This window comes from Pandoraea sp. PE-S2T-3 (genome assembly GCF_002179965.1).
Classification (GTDB): Bacteria; Pseudomonadota; Gammaproteobacteria; order Burkholderiales; family Burkholderiaceae; genus Pandoraea.
Map to the genome: position 1 here is coordinate 56,381 of NZ_NGUQ01000037.1, position 19,168 is coordinate 75,548.

The window sequence follows — 19,168 nt, forward strand, 5'->3', positions numbered from 1 at the left end:
CGATGCGAATCGAATCGGGCGGGCGGAACCCGTGGCAACTGTGCGGCGCGCAGGTGCCTTGCGACGCCGCGACGCGTCTGCGCCTCGGCTGGCAGGCGCAAACACACGCCGCCACCCCGACGCAGGTCACCAACATGGATTGGCGCGCGCAGACTGTGTACTGGCTGCTCGCGCAACCCGAGCGATGGGGGGAGGTGGGGGCAGTGCTGGCGCCACGATTGATTGCCCGGTGCGGCCGTCTCGGCTCGGGCGGCGTGTTCGACATCGTCGATGCCTGTGGGGCACCTGTTGAACGTCTGGACGTGCGCGCCCCGCATGAGCGGGAGACGACCGGCGCCGATCGGCACTGGCAGATTTGCCGCGACGGCGCCCGGTTCGGCCTCTGGCGGGAGGGGGGTGTCGAGTGGTCCGATGAACGCCAGCCGTACGGTGGCCTGTGTCATGTGTTGATCGCCTCGGCGTCACGGTGCGCGCTCGCCGAGCTTGCCGATGTTGTCGATGACGACGTTGAAGCGATGGTCGCGTCATTGCCGGACATCGTGTGCGAAGCCCCCGACGTGGCGCAGGCCTTGTGGCACGACCTGATGGGCGGCCCCGCCGACGGCGGGCACGTGAGTGAACCGGTCGCGGCGAGCGCGCTGTTTGCACGTGGCGCGCTGTGGGCTGCGGCAGGCACGGCCGCGTGCGCACTCGGAACGAGTTTGCCGCTGGCCGGTGCGATCACCGCCGGGGCCCTGCAAATCGGCGTATTGGGGAGTGCGTTGCGAAGGGCGGTTTCGACGCTATCGAGCCATGCCGATCCGGCGGAACGTGCGAAATACGAAGCTGCGCTGGCGCTCAGCTTGCCGGAACTCGGACGCGCCGATCTCAAGGCACTGATGGCACGGCTCGAAGGGGCCGACGTGCGGCTCGACTTTTTCCATTTGATGGCGGCCATCCGTCGCAGACTCGAGGCGCGCACGGCAGGTCAAACACCCGGCGACGTGGTGCGTCGATTGCCGGTACGCGACTTCGAGCGGGCCGAGCGCGAGAACACGCGGCGCACGCCAAACCTCACGTGCGGCAAGCAGGCGCTGGAGACGTTGCTGGATCTGGCGAGCCAGCACGGGCTGTTGAGTCCGTGGGGCGATGAGGTGGCGTCGGCACGTCAGTCCCGGCGCGCCGAGGCATGGCAAGACGAGCTGTACGCGTGGGATCGTGCGGCGTGGCAACGGGCCGCTGCGATCCGGTACTTGCCGGGACCTGACAGTCAAACCGCGCAGGCCGGGCGAGCGGAAAGTGCCGAACCCTCTGCCCACGTCGAACTTGCCGAGCCTGTCGAACCCGTCGAACGCGGCGAACCACTGCCGTTCGCGAACCATACGTTGCGGCCACGGCACGCGGCCGTATCGTGGCCATCGATCCGAATCGCGCCGCCCCCGCGTGTCACACCCGAACCGTTATCACCCGCGATCGCGGGCGGTGTGTATGCCGCACCGCCATTCGAGCCGGACGATGTGCGCGCGGCGAGCCATGCCACCGACCCCACCGACCCGTTACTGAACACTGGAAGTGCCATCGCCACTTGGACCATGACCCGCGCATTACGCGTGGGACTGAAGTCGCGCACGGTGCAGGTGGGCGGGCTTGCGCTTGGCGCGGTGAGCGTGGCCGCAGCGGCCCGATATGCCTACGACCGGGCCGCGTCATGGCTGAGCGACGATCCGCTGCGGGTGGATTCGCCAACGGATTTGCAGGCAGAGTCACCGGCGGGTTCATCCGCAGAATCGCCCTCGGCTTCGCCCATCAGCGAAGCCCGGCGCGCAGAGGGACCGCCGCCACCGCCGGCCGTCCGGGATCTGCGAGATGGCTTGAGTCTGAGCAAGTTGCTGACACTGGGCGACTGGATGGCATGGGACGACGCCGCGCACACTTACCGGGATGCGGCGGACTCGCACACCGCATGGTTGATCAAGGACGTGCTGACGCAGCGCAGTGCGGGCCTTGTGCCGTCGAACGTGACGGCGATGCTCGACGAATGGGTCAACGTGACGTATCGCTCGATCCCGTTTCTCGTCATGGGGAACGCGCATGGCGTGCCGTCCATGACGTTGACGACCGTCGAGAAGTACCGGTTGCGGGACGTCGCACTGGGGCATCACTACCAGAAAGAGTCACTGAAGCTGGGGGCGACAAAGGAAGTCCGGTCGGTAGCGGTCAGCGACGGTAATCCCGAGGTGGCCCGCTTGTTGAACGCGGTCAACAACGACGACTTCCGGCAGGCCTTGCACGACGCCGACATCGCCCATCTGGCGCAACTGGAACGTGCGCCGGAGGCGGTCGCGGCGTTTGGGCACTACGTCAATGCCCGCACGTTTGCCATGATCTTGCAGGCGAGATTGTCCGAAGGCAGCCCCGCATGGGCCGCCGACATCGTGAAGCAGGCCGCTGCCGAAAGCGAGCGAGGCAACACGTTGCGCCTGTTGACGTTCCACAAAAGAGTCATGCCCGGCTTGCTGGCGGCGCGCCATACCAACGGTGAAAACGCATTGCTGGTCTCGCTCAAGAGCGGCACTTGGCTCTGGTGGGATCGAACGGTCGAGCGAGGCGCGCTCTTCCGGGAGTTCATGACGAGTCACTTGTCGGCGCGCGATCTCGTCAAGCTCGACAACCCCGTACACATCAGCGATCTTCAGTTCCGTATCGGCAGGAAGACGGGCCCGGGGTCGGGCATCGGCTGGGGGCCGGGCGACGGCGGGCCGGTCGGCCTATGGTTCGCCAATACCGAGACGCGGCGGGAGATGTATCAACCCGACTTCGAGTTCCAGTCGAGCAACGCGATCCGGGACGAGTTGTGGAAGGCGGAAGTCCGCACCGTGCGCGAAAACATGGGCGTACGTATTGCCACCAAGTCATGGCGCGATCGCCGCGACCGGCTCGCGATACAGCACGCGATGCTGCAAGGCTCCGGGGTGTTTTTCCCGCTCCTGTTCGGCGCATTCCCGTTGTCAGTCTGGGTGTCGCCGGCCGCGTTCGGCACCGGGGTGGCGACCAGCTTCGCCAACCTGATGCTGATTTCGGCGGAGGCCAAGGACACCGATCTGGCCGGCATGCGCAAAGCGCAGCACGACATGAAGCTGGGCACGCTGATGATGTTCGTGCATCTCTTGCCCATCGGCGCGGCCGAATGGCGGATCTTCAGGGCGGCGTTCGGCTACACGCTGGCGGCGTCGGGCCATTTGCTACGCAGCAGTTATGCGGCCATGGACGCCATGCCGTCCCCGAATTCCGACGAACGCCGCGCCATGGTGCAGAGCCTTGTCGGTCTCGCCGACCTGCATTTGCCTGATAACGCATCGCCGATGGAAACGCCGCAACGCCCGTGGGATGTCATCGATCATGTGCGCGCGGCCTATGGCGGGAGCAGCGACAGCAATATACGCAGGACGGTGGCCATCCGAAACCGCAACGTCAACGGCTTTCTCGGGCTGCGACTCGCCCCGGTCACGACGCGTGATGAACTGTTGCGATTGCCGCAGGGATACGCCATCGCATTGGCCGACGAGTTCGGCACAATGTTCTTCGCCGGCATGACCTGTGGTGACGGCGAGGTGGTGGGCAGCGGCACCGATCCCGCCATCGTGACGTTGCCGACGGATTTTGCGGTCATCGATTTCGCCGGCAAGCATGCCGACATTCTGACGTTTCACGGCAACGGCAGCGTGGAGGTCTCCGGTGCCATGTTCTCGATGTTCATCGACGAAACGATTCGCCAGCGCGTGCCCGCCATCCCGATATTCGACCCCGACGCGGGGCGCGTGGCGGTGCGGCCCGTGCCGTCGGCAGCGCCCGAGACGATACTGCCGAATCCTCCCCTGAATCCGCTGCCGGGCCCGCCGCTGAGCCCACTGGCGAGACTGCTGCCGGCATCGCAAACGTTTGAAGAAAAGGTGTCGTGGTCCGATATCGTGGCGCTGTGGCGAGCCAATCGGTTAGGCATGCGGTTGCGCAAGATCGATCAGATTGCAGCCTATCAAGTGTCCGGGTTTCGTCATCAGATATTCCAGCGCTGGAATGTGTCCGAATTCAAGGCAGCATTGTCCGACGTGCTCGCCCGTGTCGAGACGGGGCTGCTGCTCTGGCACCTGCCGTTTCTCGACGCGGCGAATCAGGGGCTGGCGTTGCGGCGGCTACAAGGGGTCGAGCCACTGCGTACGGCGCGCTTGTACGACGCCACGTTGTACGGCGTGGTGGCATTGAGCGGTGTCGACCGGTTGGATGAAGCGCGGGTGTCGGACGGTGTGCGCAACTACCTGCTGCTGTCGCTGATCACGGGAGACGCGTTCGGCTGGACGGGCAACCTCACGATCAAGGGACGGCAGGCCTTGCAAGCGTTCGTCAGGCCCCATCTCAGCGAACACCGGCTGTGGGTCTACCGGGGCTTGCTGAACGAGGATGGTGCGGTGCCCGGCGTGCCCGGCGACGCGAGCCCGGACCCGCTGGCCGCCGTGACCTTCGTGACCCGTCGGGGCGGGCATGGCGATATGGTGAACGACCTGCATAGTCGAATCTTCTGGGACCTGCATTGCCGGGCCAGCGCGGTCGACATCTGTATGCAGGACGACCGCTCGCACGACCTGCTGTTTCTGGTGGCCTATGCCGCCAGCGTGTTGCCGCCGGACGATGCAAAAAAGCTCACCCGCGCGGTGCGTGCGCTCTTGCGGCCGAGGACATCCGATACGCCGTTTGCACCGCCCCGCGAGATCACCGATGCGGCGTTGGTCCATACCCGATGGACGGGCCCCGATCTCTCGCTGGCCCATTCCATCGGACTGATGGCACGTGAAGCGGCTGCCGCGAACGGCACGTACCCACTGGCCGGCAAGGCACCGGATGATGCGGTGATGCAGGCGATCAACTTTGTCGATGCGCACCTGACGCCTTACACCAAGGGCGTGGCGCGTGGCGAGATGGCCGGCCTCGTCGAGTGGGGCGTGGGCAGCAGCACGTTCGGCCGGTCGCTGCTCAACGCCAGCTTCCATATGCAGGCGACCGACCGCTTTGCGGCAGTCATCGACACCATCTGGGATTCGATGCCGATCAGCGCCGATGGCTACACGTCCGGGACGTCCGGGCGGGGGCTCATCCGCATCAGCGACGCGCCATCGTTCGCCGCCGTGCCGCCGGGCTATCGCCTCTTTCTGACCAGCCCGCTGGGGAACGACTACGACGTGCAGGTGTGGTACGAAATGTTCAGTCTGGGGCAGGGCGTCGTGGCGGGATGGACGAGACGCTTCGAAGATGGACGCCTGCCGCCCCGTCTGGAGCGCATCGATCTGCTGGCAAACAATACGTTGCTCGCATTTACCGGCGACGGTGTGGTGTTGAAAGACGGCACGCCCGTCTCGATGTGCGCAGAAGGGCTCACGCCGGGAATTCATATCGAACCCCGCTGCCCGCCTGCCAGCAACGGGACGGTCGACGGGACGCTGCTGGAGCAGGAGATCGTGGCGGTGCCGCTGGTGCTCACGGCCATCGAGCGGCGCTCGGACGGCGCCGACGCCAATCTGCTAGCGGCGATTCATGCGGCCATGCAACGGTTCAACGTGACCAACATTCGGTGCCGTGTCGTGCTGACGTGGTCGCACGCCAATCAATTCAAACCCGATTGGTCCTATGCGCTGGTCGGCGATGCCGAAAAGCCGTTCCGCCGAAGCGAGACGCCTTGCCGGGTCGTCGTCGATATTTTCGCGAGTCATGCACTGCCCGATACGCTGCATCCCCCGTACTTTGGGTACATCGTCAGCGAAGCGCAGTGGCAGGCCGCTTACATCGCACGGGCGGGTAAGCGACACGTCAAATACGTTGATTTCGACACGATTGAAGACGCTCTGAATGCCGCGCCGACGTTTGCCGATTCGCGGGGCGTGTTGCCGTTCGACTATCAGGAGAATGCGTTGCTGTTGCACGCACCGGCATGGCCGAATTTTCCGCAGCCGGGCTGGCACCCGCGGCAGAACTTCCGATGACACCGGAGGGCATCAGCGGCGCTTAGTGGTCAGTGTTTAGCGGTTAGTGTTTAGCGGTTAGTGGTTCACGGGGCGGCGTGCATGGCTCGGCGGTACCGTTTCGAATTTGTGCCACACGCGGCGCATATGACGCGCCGAAGCGAAACCCGCGCGCTCGGCAATACGTTCAAGATCAAGCTGACTGTTGCCGAGCATTTCTCTCACCAGCGCAATGCGCAGGCGATGCAAGTAGTCGATCGGGGCGGTGCCGGAGTGTTCGCGAAAGAGCCGCGTGACCTGCCGCTCGCTAGTGCTGGCGATCTCTGCCATGGCGGCGAGTGTCCAGTCGCGCGCGGGATCGGCGGCGATGGCGTCTTGCATGCGGTGCAAGGCCGGGTGCAGGTGATTGCGGCCTTCGAGCCACGGCGAGAGTTGCGGGTCGGCGCCTGCGCGGCGCGAATAGACGACCATCTGGCGGGCAATTGCAGCCGCACACAGTGGGCTGGTGACTTCGGCAATGAGCGTGAGCATCAGGTCAAGGCCGGTGGTCACGCCCGCGCTGCTCCAGACGTTGCCATCCTGCACATAGAGCCGGTTGTCGGCCACACGTGCGCCCGGTGCCAGCGCCCGTAGTGCGTCGCAACTGCCGTGATGTGTGGTGCACATGCGCCCGTCGAGCAACCCCGCCCGTGCGGCGAGCAACGCGCCGGTGCAGATGCAGGCCAGCCGGTGTGTGGGACGCACCGTGCGCCGCAGCCACGCGACGGCCAGTGATTCGGCTTCGTCGCCCGAGTCAACTGAGCCGGCCAGTGCCGCCGAAGCCGCCGCGTCGTCGTGGGCCGCCGCGATCGGCAGCGGCTTTTCCACCGTGCCGGTCACGACAACCCATGCATCCTCGGGGACGCCATCGGGCAGCACGGTCAATGGGGAAAGCCGCAACCCGATCGACGTGTCGACCGACGCCCGGGTGCCCACGTAATGCAACACGAAGCGAACCGTATCCTGCTGCAAATTGGCCATGCGCAACGCTTCGGCTGGCGCGGCGATATCGAGCAGCAGCGCGTCAGGCATGACCAGCAGGTAGACAGGTTGAATTCGCGGCATCACGTGAGCGCCCAGACAACGGACAATTTCGGACAGACCCCGACGTTACACCGCCGCGAGCGCTTCCTCAACGGTGACGATGCGCGCGAAGCGGTCGACGAGCACGGTTTCGGTACGTTCTTTGAGGTCTGCCACCGACAGTTCACGGCCAGTGCGCGGGTGCGTCATCGGGAACGTGAGCGTGGCTTCGGTGACGAAATCGACTTGGTAACCGGCGTCGGACGCGGCACGCGTGGTCGTCTCGCAGCACTGTTCGGTGCGGATGCCCGACACGATCAGGCGCGTGATGCCATGTTCCACCAGCCACGGACCGAGCGTGGAGCCGGCCAGTGCGCTGTGCTTGACCTTATCCACCGTAAAGACCGGTTCGATGCGAAGCTCTTCGAGCGTACGCACGAAGCCCGAGGCACGCGCGAACACGCCCGAGTCGATGTGAAAGACCTGCACGACCGGCACGCCACGGGCGACTGCGCCGTCGACCAGTGCCTGTTGACGCGAGAAGTACGTGGCCAGATCGTCTTCACGCCAGTACGGGCGCTGGCGGAACGATTCCTGAGCATCGATGACGAGCAGGGCGGTGCGGGACGCTTGTGACGATTGAGCTTGCGACATGACGAACTCCGTGGGGTGGTGTGACGATGGCCCCATATTACGGAGGTTCACGCGCGGGCGACAGACCTTGTGCGGACGGGAATCGGACGGATTCGGACGGATTCGGACAGGCCTGCGGCGCTCAGATGGCGGCGCGTACCCCAACGTTTTCGCCTGACGGGGTCTGCGCACGCCGATACAGCGCGGCGGCCAGCGCGACGTCTTGCGCGCCCATGCCGAGCGATTTGAACAGCGTGACCTCCTCTGCGCTGGTCCGGCCGGGGTGTCGGCCGATGACCAACTCGCCGAGTTCGGCCAGCAGATCCTCCGGACCGATGCGGCCTTCGGCGGCGGCGGCGAGATAGTCGCCCGATTCGTTGACGGTCGACTCGCGGCGGTCGACAAACAGTCTGGCGCGTGCCATCAACTCGGTATCGGCTTCGCGATGGCGCGGCGTGCTGCTGCCGACCAGATTGACGTGCGTGCCCGGTGCGAGCCAAGCCGAGTGCAACACCGGCTCGGTGGTGTTGGTGACGGTCACGACGATATCGGCATCGCACACGGCGGCTTCGACACTGTCGGCGGCCTCCAGCGTGAAGCTGTAGTTCGGTTGCTCCTTGTCGACAAACGCCTGTGCACTGGCGCGCGAGCGGCTGGCCACGCGAACGTGTTGCAACGGTCGCGCGGCAGCCAAGGCGGCAAGGTGCCAGTGCGCCTGATGGCCCGCGCCAATCAGCGCGAGACAGGTCGCGTCATGGCGTGCAAGCAGGCGGGTCGCCAGCCCGGTGACGGCGGCGGTGCGAATGCCGGTGATCTCGGCGGCATTCATGATCGCCAGCAACTCGCCCGTCTCGCCGCTCATCAGCACGACGCAGCCTTGATGCGGGTCTTTCCCCAGCGTGCTGTTGCCGGGGAAGAATGTGCCGACCTTCGCGCCGTAGACCGGCGGCTTGTCTCCGCCCGCTCCATTCCCTGCGCTTCCGGCAATGAACGCCGGCATCATCCCCAGCATGCCTTTCGCACCGAGCGCTTCCGGCGGCCGGATGATCTGACGCAGGGGCAAATAAATTTGCTCACGCGCCAGTGCGGCGAACATCTCCGACATGACGGGAATTGCGTCGGCGACGGGCATCAGCGCCGCGACTTGTGCGGCGTCGAGCAGCAGAACGGCAGGCGAGGGCGAAGTAGCGGTCATCGTCGATCAGGCGTTGGCTTCTGCCGCCAGTGCGGCGTCGATATGGCGCTGGAACGTGGCCGGGTCGGTGTTCGTGCCGCACAACAGCACGCCCACGCGCTTGCCGGCAAGCGTCTCGCGCAGCGGCCCCATCAGGGCAGCGGTGGCTGCCGCGCAAGCCGGTTCCACGGCCAGCTTCAACTGACGGAACAACGTCAGCATGCCGGCGCGCATCTGGTCGTCGGTCACCGTCACCAGTTCGTCGATATGACGGCGGCACAGCGTGTAGCTGTACAGCTCGGTGTGCGGTGCCATCAGGCTGTCGGCAATGCCCGTCATCGGCCCCATCTTGACCGGACCGTTGTTCGCAAAGCTCTGCGCCATGGCATCGGCACCTGCCGGTTCCACGCCGTAGACCTTCACGTGCGGGGCGAACAGCTTGAACGCAGTCGCGACACCCGCGATCAGGCCGCCGCCGCCGATCGGCACGATGACGGCGTCGAGATCGGGGGCTTGTTGTGCCCATTCGTAGCCGAGCGTTGCGGTGCCCAACACCGTGCGATAACCATTGAACGGATGCACGAAGAAACGGCCTTCCTCCTGCTCCACGCGCTTGACCGTCTCGAACGCCTCATGCACGTTCTCGGCCAGCACGAGGTCGGCACCGTACTCGCGGCACAGCGACGAACGTGCGGGGCTGGCCGTCTTGAGCATCACCGTCTTCGCGCTCACGCCCATCGCCTGCGCAGCGTAAGCAACAGCCACGGCGTGGTTGCCCGCAGAAACGCAGGTCACACCGGCCTGACGTTGCGCATCGCTGAGCGCCAGCAGATTCGAGAACGCCCCCCGTGCCTTGAACGTGCCCGAGGCTTGCAGCAGTTCGTACTTGAAGGTCAGTTGCGTGTCGCCCAGCGTGGGGAAATCGCGACGCGTGAAGACCGGCGTATTGCGCACGTACGGCTTGAGTTGCTCGTGCAGCGCGGCAATGGCTTCTTTGGTGGGCGTGGGCTGGCCGTCGATGGTTTCAGCGTGCAGGTCCGGGGTGGCGTTCGGGTGAGTCACTTGGACATTGTCTCCAGAATAGGCGCGGCGGATAGCGTTAGCGTAGACCGATGCTACGCACGCGCAGCAGGGCGGTAATGCTGATCAATGCCGCAAAAATCAGATAGAAGCTCGGCGCGAGCTTGTTACCGGTAGCGCCGATGAGCCACGTGATGATAAACGGTGCGAAGCCGCCGAACACGGTTGCCGCGATGTTATAGCCCAGCGACAGGCCCGTGGTGCGCACCTGTACCGGGAACAACTCGGTGAGCAGGGCGGGCAGGGCGCCGAAGTAGGTCGTCATCAGCAGACCCAGCACGATCTGGAACACCATGAGCGAACCGAACGTCGGGTTGGCATCCAGAAAGCGGAACATCGGGTAGACGAGTACCAGCAGTGCCACGGCGGCGGCGAGCATCGGCTTGGTGCGGCCATGCGTGTCCGACCAGTGGCCGACGATCGGCGCGACGATCAGTTGCACCACGCCCGTCAGCAGCACGGCCGAGAAGGCGGCCGATGACGGAATGCCCAGTTGCTTGACGGCATACGTCGGCATGTAAAGCACGAGATACGTGGCAACGGTCGCCATGACCACCACACCGATGGCCAGCAGCAGGCGCTCCTTCTGGCTCGTGAACGTGTCGCGCAGCGGGCTTTGCGTCGGTTCGGCGTCGAGGAATTCAGGCGTCTCATCCAGACGGCGGCGAATGTAGTACGCGACCGGGCCGATCAACAGACCGAAGAAGAACGGCACGCGCCAGCCCCACGAGGCCATGGCTTCGGGCGTCAGGTTGCCCGTGAGCAATGCGCCGAAACCGGCTGCGAGCAGCGTGGTGAGGCCTTGGCTCGCGACCTGCCAGCTCGAGAAGAAGCCACGGCGTTGCGGCGCGTGCTCGGCCAGAAACGCCGTGGCACTGCCGAACTCGCCACCGGCGGAGAAGCCCTGAATCATGCGGGCGAGCACGATGCCGATAGGCGCGAGAATGCCGATCGACGAATACGTCGGCATGATGGCGATGAGCAGCGTGCCCACCATCATCAACAGGATCGAGAGCGTAAGGGCAGCCTTGCGGCCCGCGCGGTCGGCATACACGCCGATCACGATGGCACCGAGCGGTCGCATGAAGAACGACACGCCGAACGTGCCCAGCGCGATCAGCAGCGACACCGTGTCGTTACCGGTCGGGAAGAACAGCTTGGCAATGGTCACGGCAAAGAAGCCGTACACCACGAGGTCGAACCATTCGAGGGCGTTGCCGATCGAGGCCGAGACGATCACACGCCAGGCGTGCGGGGAAGTACGGGCGGCCGGGGCCGTCGCGTCGGGGGCTGCTGCGCTCATGTGCGAGATCTCCAGATCCTGTCGTGCGTTATGTATGCGTTGAGTGCTTGTTATCTTGCTCGTTTGGACGTCCTGTGCGCTCTTGCGAAAGTCTTGGCGTTGCGATGCTTTCGACGGGCGTCTGGTACTGCGATCAGGTACTGCAACGCGCTTCAGGGGCGAAGCGCCATGGCAACGGGCCGCACCCAGAAGCGGAATGCGGCCCGGTGATACGTCAGTCGGTGCGGTTGCCGAAAGTGGCTCAGGCAGGGGCTCAGGCGCCGACGGTGTTGCTGCGAATCAGCTTTTGCAGGAACGATTCGCACTGGGCGATCTGTTCGAGCGAAACGAATTCGTTCGGCTTGTGGGCCTGTTCGATATTGCCCGGGCCGCACACGATCGACGGCACGCCTGCCAGTTGGAACTGACCGGCTTCAGTGCCATAGGCCACCTTGCGCTTGTCGGTGTCTTTGGTGAGGGCGCGCACGAGTTGCGTGATGGCGTCCTGCTCCGAAGCGTCGAGCGCCGGGGCGGCAGCAATCTTCTTGAACTCGATGCCGGCGTTCGGGTGTTCCTTCTGCATTTTCGGCACCAGCTCTTCGATCGCGTATTGCTGAATGCGCGCGAAGATGCCTTCGGCGTCAACGCCCGGCAGGTTGCGGTATTCGAAAACGAATTCGCACAGCGCCGGGATCGTGTTCAGTGCGATACCGCCCGAGATCGTGCCCGTTTGCGCCGTGGTGAACGGCACATCGAACAACTCGTCGAACGGGCCGACTTGCTTGAAGTGATCGGCCAGATCGCGGATGTAGCAGATCAGGCGCGCGGCGTATTCGATAGCGTTCGAGCCCTTCGGCGTGAGCGACGAGTGCGCGGCATGGCCACGCACGCAGCACTGATAGGCGTTGATGCCCTTGTGCGCCACGATCACGCGCATGCTGGTCGGCTCGCCGACGATGCAGCCATCCGGGCGAATACCGCGCTCGCGCAGTTCGGCCAGCATCACCGGTGCACCCACGCAGCCGATTTCTTCGTCGTAAGAGAACGCGAAGTGGAACGGCGTCTTGAGCTTGGCGTCGCGCATCTGGGGCAGTTGGGTCATGACCGAGCCGATGAAGCCCTTCATGTCGCAGGTGCCGCGGCCATACAGGTTGCCATCGCGAACTTCGGGCTTGAACGGATCGGTGTCCCACGGCTGGCCGTCGACCGGCACCACGTCGGTGTGGCCCGACAGGACGATGCCGCCTTGCGTGTTGCCGTCGGCCGCGGGCAGCGTGACGAACAGATTGGCCTTGCGTTTGGTGGCGTCATACGACAGCCACGGTTCGACGCCGGCGTCCTTCAGGCTGTCGCGCACCGTCTCGATCAGGCCGAGATTCGATTCGCGACTCGTCGTGTCGATGCTGACCAGCTTCTTGATCCAGTCGAGCGATGCGGGTTGGGCGTCGTTGGCGGCTTGCGTCGCAGAGCTCAGGGGGGAAGCGCTTGTCATTCGAATCTCCGGGAATCTTCCAGTCATACGTACCGGGAAATGGTACTCAAAAATAATTTAGAGGTAAAAGATTGCTTGCACAACCATTCTTGCATTGCGGGAATTCATCGTTATTTGCGCGGGTAAACCATGCACGCCACGCACGCGCATGCGGGTTTGCCCTTGGTTTTCTTCCGATGAATTGCCCGCGGTGTGTTGCTCATGTCAGGCCGCACGGGCGCCGGGTGAACTGATGGCGCGCAAGGTTTCCTTGATCGCACGCACGCGATCGGTCAGTTGCGGGTGCTTCGCTTCGATGCGCAGTTTGTCCTGACCGGCCAGTTTGATGTGGCGATGCTTCTGCACCAGTTCGATGATGCGCATCGGGTCCACGGCGGGCGTGGGCTCGAATTGCAGGGCGATGGCTTCTTCGCTCGCATCGATCTTGGTGATGCCCAGCGGCTTGGCGAGCAGACGCATGCGGTGCGTCTCGATCAGCGCCTGCGCCTGCTGCGGCAGCTTGCCGAAGCGGTCGACCAGTTCTTCCTGAATCGTGTCGATCGCATCGGCGTTCGTGCCGTTGGCCAAGCGCTTGTACAGCGACAGACGCTCCTGCACGTCGCCGCAGTAGTCGCTCGGCAAGATGGCGGGCACGTGCAGGTTGATCTCTGTGGTGACAGCCAGCGGGGCGTTCAGGTCCGGCTCGCGGCCTGCCTTGAGTGCGCTTACGGCGTCGGCGAGCATGTCGGTGTAGAGCTGGAAGCCGATCTCGTGGATTTCTCCCGACTGCTTGTCGCCGAGCACTTCACCTGCGCCGCGAATTTCCAGATCGTGCATGGCCAGATAGAAGCCGGCGCCGAGTTCTTCCATTTGCTGAATCGCTTCCAGACGTCGCTGAGCCTGCTTGGTGAGCGATTTCGGATCGTGCACGAGCAGATAGGCGTAGGCCTGATGGTGTGAGCGGCCGACTCGGCCACGCAACTGGTGCAGCTGCGCAAGCCCGAATTTGTCGGCGCGGTGCATCAGGATAGTGTTGGCGGTCGGCACGTCGATGCCGGTTTCGATAATCGTCGTGCACAGCAGCACGTTGGCGCGCTGGGTCACGAAGTCACGCATCACGCGCTCGAGATCGCGCTCGTGCATCTGCCCGTGGGCGACGACGATGCGCGCTTCGGGCACCAGTGCCTCCAGTTCCAGCTTGCGGTTCTCGATGGTCTCGACTTCGTTGTGCAGGAAGTACACCTGACCGCCGCGCTTGAGTTCGCGCAGCATGGCTTCGCGAATGACGCCGTCTTCCTCGCGTCGCACGAACGTCTTGATGGCCAGACGTTTTTGCGGCGCGGTAGCGATCACCGAGAAGTCGCGCAGGCCTTCGAGTGCCATGCCCAGCGTGCGCGGAATCGGCGTCGCCGTGAGTGTGAGCACGTCGACTTCGGCGCGCAACGCCTTGAGGGCTTCCTTCTGACGGACACCGAAGCGGTGTTCCTCGTCGATGATGACCAGCCCCAGACGCTGGAACTGAATGTCGTTCGAGAGCAGCTTGTGCGTGCCGATCACGATGTCGACCTGCCCCTCGTTGATGGCCTTGACGCTCGTGTTCACTTCCTTGGTGGTCTTGAAGCGCGAGAGTTCGGCAATGCGCACCGGCCAGTCGGCGAAGCGGTCGGAGAAGGTCTGGGCATGCTGTTCGGCGAGCAGCGTCGTGGGGGCGAGCAGGGCAACCTGCTTGCCGTCGAGCACGGCGATGAACGCGGCACGCAGCGCGACTTCGGTCTTGCCGAAGCCGACATCGCCGCACACCAGCCGGTCCATCGGCTTGCCGCTGGTCATGTCGGCCATGACGGCGTTGATGGCGGCGGCCTGATCGGGGGTCTCTTCGAAACCGAAGCTGTCGGCAAATTTTTCGTAGTCGCGCGGCGAGAGTTCGAACGCATAGCCCGAGCGCGCGGCGCGGCGGGCATACAGGTTGAGCAGCTCGGCTGCCGTGTCGCGAATCTGCTGCGCGGCCTTGCGTCTGGCCTTCTCCCATTGGCCCGAGCCCAGCGAGTGCAGCGGCGCGGTGTCCGGGTCGGCGCCGCTGTAGCGCGAGATCAGGTGCAGTTGCGAGACGGGGACGTAGAGCTTGCTCTGGCCGGAATAGTCGAGATGCAGGAACTCGGTTTCCCCTTCGCCGAGGTCCATGCTGATCAGCCCCTGATAGCGGCCGATGCCGTGCTGGCTATGCACCACCGGGTCGCCGACCTTGAGCTCGGCGAGGTCGCGCACCATCGAGTCGACCGACGTCGCCTGTTCCTGACGGCGTTTGCCGACACGGCGCGCCAACCCTTCGTAAAGCTCGTTTTCTGTGATGAACGCGAGGTCTTCCGTCGGCAGCAGAAAGCCTGAAGCGAGCGGTGCCACGCCAATCGCGAAGCGCGCATCCGAGGTCAGAAAATCTTCGAGCGATTCGACCGGGACCGGACGCAGATCGTTGTCGTGCAGCAGTTGCAGCAGTGTCTCGCGACGGCCCGCAGAGTCGGCGCAGAGCAGCACGCGCGCGGGCGTACGGGCGAGATAGGCGCGCAGGGCGGCCAGCGGATCGTCGGCGCGGCGGTTGACCGAGATCGCCGGCAGCGGGATCGCCCAACTGCCGTCGCCGGGCTTCGCCAGCGTCAGGCGGGCGAAGGGCTTGGCAAATGTGAAGAAGTCCTGATCGAGCAGGAACAGTTGCTCGGGCGGCAGCACCGGGCGCTCGCGGTCGTGCGAGAGGAAGTTGTAGCGCTGGCGCGTGTCGCTCCAGAAGCGCTGGATCGCGCCTTCCAGATCGCCGACGAACACCAGTTGGGCATCGGGCGGCAGGTAGTGGAAGAGCGTGGCGGTCTCTTCGAAGAACAGCGGCAGGTAGTACTCGATGCCTGCGGAGGGCACGCCGCTCCCCATGTCCTTGTAGATCGTGCTGCGGCTCGGGTCGCCCTCGAACACCTCGCGCCAGCGCCCGCGGAACGCGGTGCGGGCGGGTTCGTCGAACGGGAACTCGCGCCCCGGGAGCAGGCGTACTTCCTTGACCGGATACAGGCTGCGCTGCGTGTCCGGGTCGAAGGCGCGGATGCTGTCGACCGTGTCGTCGAACAGATCGAGACGGTAAGGCAGGGGCGAGCCCATCGGGAACAGATCGATCAGGCCGCCGCGCACGCAATACTCGCCGGGACGCATCACCTGCGATACATGCTCGTAACCGGCGAGCGTGAACTGCGACTTCAGCTTCGCTTCGTCAAGCCGTTCGCCTTGCCGGAAGTAGAACGTGTAGGCCGCCATGAAGCTGGCGGGGGCCATGCGGTAGAGCGCGGTCGTGGCGGGCACGAGCACGATGTCGCAGCGTTTTTCGCCGAGATCGTGCAAGGTGGCCAGCCGTTCCGAGATCAGGTCCTGGTGCGGCGAGAACGTGTCGTACGGCAGCGTTTCCCAGTCGGGCAGCAGACGCACGCGCGCATCAGGCGCATACCACTTGAGTTCTTGCTGGAGTCGCAGCGCGTCGGTCGCCTGCGCGCAGACAACCGCGAGCAGCGGCATGCGCTCCCGATTGGCTGCGAAGTAGCGGGCGATGAGCAGGGCGTCGGACGACGCGTGGGCACCGGCGAAGGCGTAACGCTGTCCCGCTTTTACGAGCGGCACAGGCACGGTATTACGGGATATGGCGTTAGCGGATGACATAGAAAAGCGTTGCAGAAATGGCAAAGCACGGGGCTGCATGAAGATGGGGCCCCGTGAAGATCAGCGTCTATTATAAAATCCCCGCTTTACCCTTACCTGCGTTTTATCGTGAGCGACCGACTTTTTGCTGTCATCCCGTGCGCCGGGGCCGGTGTTCGCGCCGGGGCCGACGTGCCCAAGCAGTACCGGAGCGTGGGCGGACGCGCCATGCTTCACTATGCGCTCGCCGCGTTTGACGCCTGCTCCGAGTTCGCCCAGACCGTGTTGGTGCTGGCGCCGGACGACAATCACTTCGATGGCCGCCGCTTTGGCCCGCTGCGTTTCGCCGTGCGCCGCTGCGGCGGGGCGTCGCGTCACGCGTCGGTGCTTGGCGGCCTTCAGGCGCTGACCGAATTCGGCGCGCAGGACAGCGACTGGGTGCTGGTGCACGATGCCGCCCGCCCGGGCATCACGCCGGCGCTGATCCGCACGCTGGTCGAAGCCCTGCGCGACGACCCCGTCGGCGGCATTCTGGCGCTGCCCGTGGCCGACACGCTCAAGCGTGAAGCCGCACCGGCGGGTGCCGGCGCACTGGCGGCCGTGGCCGCCACCGAATCGCGCGATGGCCTGTGGCAGGCACAAACGCCGCAGATGTTCCGTCTCGGCATGCTGCGTCAGGCGCTCGAAGACGCGCTTGCCGCCGGCGCTGAAGTGACTGACGAGGCCAGCGCCATCGAGCGCATGGGGCACGCCCCCAAGCTCGTGCGTGGCAGTCTGCGTAACTTCAAGGTCACGTATCCCGAAGATTTCGCGCTGGCCGAGGCATTTCTCGGCACGGCTCGCCCGGCATAAGCCGGGTCTCCTGCATTTGACGATCCCTTCATGACTGAACAAGCTGTTTCTTCTATTTCGCTCGCCGCCTTGTCCAAACTTCGCATCGGTCAGGGTTACGACGTGCATGCGCTCGTCCCGGGGCGCCCGCTGGTGATGGGCGGTGTGACCATTCCGTTCGATCGCGGCCTGCTCGGCCACTCGGACGCCGACGTGCTGCTGCACGCAATCACCGATGCCGTGCTCGGCGCGGCGGCGCTCGGCGACATTGGCCGTCACTTCCCGGACACAGACCCGACGTTCAAGGGCGCGAACAGCGTCGTGTTGCTGCAAGAAGCCATGCGCCGGGTGCGTGCGCAGGGCTACGAGATCGTCAACATCGACTGCACGGTGATCGCACAGGCGCCGAAGCTGGCACCGCATATCGCCGCGATGACGCAGTCGATTGCCGATGCGCTGGGGATTACCGTCGGTCAGGTCAATGTGAAGGCCAAGACCAACGAGAAGCTCGGTTATCTCGGCCGTCAGGAAGGTATCGAGGCACAGGCGGCGGCGTTGCTGATCGGCGCGTAAGGCTTGAGATGTGAGGGGGGGCATGCCCCCTTGCCAATGAAAACGGCGCTGCGGGGATAAACCCGGCAGCGCCGTTTTGCTTGATGCGTCGTCAGACGAAAGCCTGACGATGACCTTTCGACCTATCGGCTTTATGCCGCTTCAGCAGCGATCACTTGCGCGGCAGCGTTGATGACAGCGGCAATACGGCCGACGTCACGCAGTTGCGCGGTGCTCATGCCTTGTTCGGTGGCGAGCAGGTGATAGTGCGACTTCACGCAGAAGTGGCACTTGCCGACGATGGACGCGGCCAGCGCGTACATCTCGAAGCGTCGCTGATCCACGCCGCCACGGGTGGCGTAGGCGTTCATGCGCAGTTGGGCCTTCTCGTTCTTGAGCTCGGCGTTGTCCGCCATCTCAAGATACGGGTACCACGTGTTGTTCATGCCCATGAGCGCGGCAGCGGTCAACGCGCCTTCCAGCTCTTCCGGGGGCAGCACACCCGATTCACGGATGGCCTTGATCAGCGGCTGGCTCTTCGCGGCAAACGCAGCGGCAAGGGCCACGCCCACGGCATCGGTGCCTTCCAGCGAGGAACGAGCGATCGTACCGTCGAGGTTCAGGCGGATGTCCTTGGCGTAATCGGGAATCTGCGCCTTAATCGCGTTCAGGAATTCCATAAATTTCTCCTATTGCGTTGGGCTGAAAAAGCCCGCTCGCGCGGGCTTCGAGGCAAAACTTACAGCGTGTTGCCACCGACCGCACGGTTGCACGGGCAGAGTTCGTCCGTTTGCAGACCGTCCAGAATACGCAGCACTTCTTCCGGGTTACGGCCGACGTTCAGGTTGTTCACCGAAACGTGCTGGATGACGTTGTGCGGGTCAACGATGAACGTTGCACGCAGGGCCACGCCAGCTTCCTTGTCACGCACGCCGAGCTGATCGATCAGCGAACCGGTCACATCGCCGAACGAGTAGTGGTTCAGCTTGTTCAGGTCCTTGTGCTCACGGCGCCATGCCAGCTTCACGAATTCGTTGTCGCTCGAACCGCCGAGCAGCACAGCGTCGCGATCGGCGAAGTCGCCGTTCAGCTTGCCGAATTCGACGATTTCGGTCGGGCACACGAAGGTGAAGTCCTTCGGGTAGAAGTAAATGATCTTCCACTTGCCCGGGAACGAGGCTTCGGTGATGGTTTCGAAAGCCGACACGCCGTTTTCTTCGTGGTTGTTGAAACCAGGCTTTGCCGCTTCTACCGAGAACGCTTCGAGTTTGTCGCCGACAGTTTTCATCGATTTACTCCTTAATTGATGCGGTTAACGTTGGATGTCTTCAAATACATCGCAACCTGCAACTACCCGGGTTCACGCGATCCCGGGCAACTAACGGATTATACGCTATCGAACGATAGACAGCAATAGTTTGTATTTA

Annotated in this window: 12 protein-coding genes; 3 read left to right on the top strand and 9 right to left on the bottom strand. The window is 64.3% G+C overall.

The window, feature by feature from the left end; all coding sequences use genetic code 11:
* Positions 1 to 2: 2 nt before the first annotated feature.
* On the top strand, positions 3 to 6,008 hold the full coding sequence (locus CDV46_RS22680; protein WP_087725128.1) for a hypothetical protein: 6,006 nt from the start codon (positions 3 to 5) through the stop codon (positions 6,006 to 6,008).
* A 57-nt stretch (positions 6,009 to 6,065) separates the two neighbouring features.
* On the opposite strand, the gene CDV46_RS22685 is transcribed toward CDV46_RS22680, so the two are convergent.
* The 7 genes from CDV46_RS22685 to mfd all read right to left on the bottom strand — a co-directional run bounded on the left by CDV46_RS22685 (position 6,066) and on the right by mfd (position 16,379).
* Positions 6,066 to 7,091 carry a GlxA family transcriptional regulator gene (locus tag CDV46_RS22685; protein WP_087687120.1) on the bottom strand — a complete coding sequence of 342 codons (1,026 nt, stop codon included), beginning with the start codon at positions 7,089 to 7,091 and terminating at the stop codon, positions 6,066 to 6,068.
* 45 nt (positions 7,092 to 7,136) lie between these two features.
* Positions 7,137 to 7,703: a cysteine hydrolase family protein gene (locus tag CDV46_RS22690; protein WP_087687121.1), complete on the bottom strand. Its 567-nt coding sequence runs from the start codon at positions 7,701 to 7,703 to the stop codon at positions 7,137 to 7,139.
* Between the two features lie 121 nt (positions 7,704 to 7,824).
* Positions 7,825 to 8,877, bottom strand: a complete 1,053-nt coding sequence (locus CDV46_RS22695; RefSeq protein ID WP_087725131.1) for an ornithine cyclodeaminase family protein — start codon at positions 8,875 to 8,877, stop codon at positions 7,825 to 7,827.
* A gap of 6 nt (positions 8,878 to 8,883) precedes the next feature.
* On the bottom strand, positions 8,884 to 9,918 hold the full coding sequence (locus tag CDV46_RS22700) for a threonine/serine dehydratase (protein WP_254916172.1): 1,035 nt from the start codon (positions 9,916 to 9,918) through the stop codon (positions 8,884 to 8,886).
* A 37-nt stretch (positions 9,919 to 9,955) separates the two neighbouring features.
* Positions 9,956 to 11,239, bottom strand: a complete 1,284-nt coding sequence (locus CDV46_RS22705) for an MFS transporter (protein WP_087725133.1) — start codon at positions 11,237 to 11,239, stop codon at positions 9,956 to 9,958.
* A gap of 253 nt (positions 11,240 to 11,492) precedes the next feature.
* Positions 11,493 to 12,710, bottom strand: coding sequence for an acetylornithine deacetylase (gene argE / locus CDV46_RS22710; protein ID WP_087725135.1), 1,218 nt, complete (start codon positions 12,708 to 12,710; stop codon positions 11,493 to 11,495).
* 204 nt (positions 12,711 to 12,914) lie between these two features.
* Complete coding sequence (mfd, locus tag CDV46_RS22715) at positions 12,915 to 16,379, bottom strand: transcription-repair coupling factor (RefSeq protein ID WP_087725137.1); 3,465 nt, start codon at positions 16,377 to 16,379, stop codon at positions 12,915 to 12,917.
* A gap of 108 nt (positions 16,380 to 16,487) precedes the next feature.
* On the opposite strand from mfd, the gene ispD reads away from it, so the two are divergent.
* Positions 16,488 to 17,210, top strand: coding sequence for a 2-C-methyl-D-erythritol 4-phosphate cytidylyltransferase (gene ispD / locus CDV46_RS22720; protein ID WP_087725139.1), 723 nt, complete (start codon positions 16,488 to 16,490; stop codon positions 17,208 to 17,210).
* A 30-nt stretch (positions 17,211 to 17,240) separates the two neighbouring features.
* Positions 17,241 to 17,762 carry a 2-C-methyl-D-erythritol 2,4-cyclodiphosphate synthase gene (ispF, locus tag CDV46_RS22725; protein ID WP_087725141.1) on the top strand — a complete coding sequence of 174 codons (522 nt, stop codon included), beginning with the start codon at positions 17,241 to 17,243 and terminating at the stop codon, positions 17,760 to 17,762.
* A 131-nt stretch (positions 17,763 to 17,893) separates the two neighbouring features.
* Here the strand turns inward: ispF and CDV46_RS22730 are convergent, their stop codons facing one another.
* Positions 17,894 to 18,421 carry a carboxymuconolactone decarboxylase family protein gene (locus CDV46_RS22730; RefSeq protein WP_058378275.1) on the bottom strand — a complete coding sequence of 176 codons (528 nt, stop codon included), beginning with the start codon at positions 18,419 to 18,421 and terminating at the stop codon, positions 17,894 to 17,896.
* A gap of 59 nt (positions 18,422 to 18,480) precedes the next feature.
* Positions 18,481 to 19,029, bottom strand: a complete 549-nt coding sequence (locus CDV46_RS22735; protein WP_058378276.1) for a peroxiredoxin — start codon at positions 19,027 to 19,029, stop codon at positions 18,481 to 18,483.
* Positions 19,030 to 19,168: the final 139 nt, after the last annotated feature.

What these genes read in the sequence shown, in the direction of transcription:
- CDV46_RS22680 (WP_087725128.1), top strand. Translation starts at nt 3, where the DNA reads ATGCGAATCGAATCGGGCGGGCGGAACCCGTGGCAACTGTGCGGCGCG.
- mfd (WP_087725137.1), bottom strand. Translation starts at nt 16,379, where the DNA reads ATGTCATCCGCTAACGCCATATCCCGTAATACCGTGCCTGTGCCGCTC.
- CDV46_RS22695 (WP_087725131.1), bottom strand. Translation starts at nt 8,877, where the DNA reads ATGACCGCTACTTCGCCCTCGCCTGCCGTTCTGCTGCTCGACGCCGCA.
- ispF (WP_087725141.1), top strand. Translation starts at nt 17,241, where the DNA reads ATGACTGAACAAGCTGTTTCTTCTATTTCGCTCGCCGCCTTGTCCAAA.
- CDV46_RS22685 (WP_087687120.1), bottom strand. Translation starts at nt 7,091, where the DNA reads ATGCCGCGAATTCAACCTGTCTACCTGCTGGTCATGCCTGACGCGCTG.
- CDV46_RS22690 (WP_087687121.1), bottom strand. Translation starts at nt 7,703, where the DNA reads ATGTCGCAAGCTCAATCGTCACAAGCGTCCCGCACCGCCCTGCTCGTC.
- CDV46_RS22735 (WP_058378276.1), bottom strand. Translation starts at nt 19,029, where the DNA reads ATGAAAACTGTCGGCGACAAACTCGAAGCGTTCTCGGTAGAAGCGGCA.
- CDV46_RS22730 (WP_058378275.1), bottom strand. Translation starts at nt 18,421, where the DNA reads ATGGAATTCCTGAACGCGATTAAGGCGCAGATTCCCGATTACGCCAAG.
- CDV46_RS22705 (WP_087725133.1), bottom strand. Translation starts at nt 11,239, where the DNA reads ATGAGCGCAGCAGCCCCCGACGCGACGGCCCCGGCCGCCCGTACTTCC.
- argE (WP_087725135.1), bottom strand. Translation starts at nt 12,710, where the DNA reads ATGACAAGCGCTTCCCCCCTGAGCTCTGCGACGCAAGCCGCCAACGAC.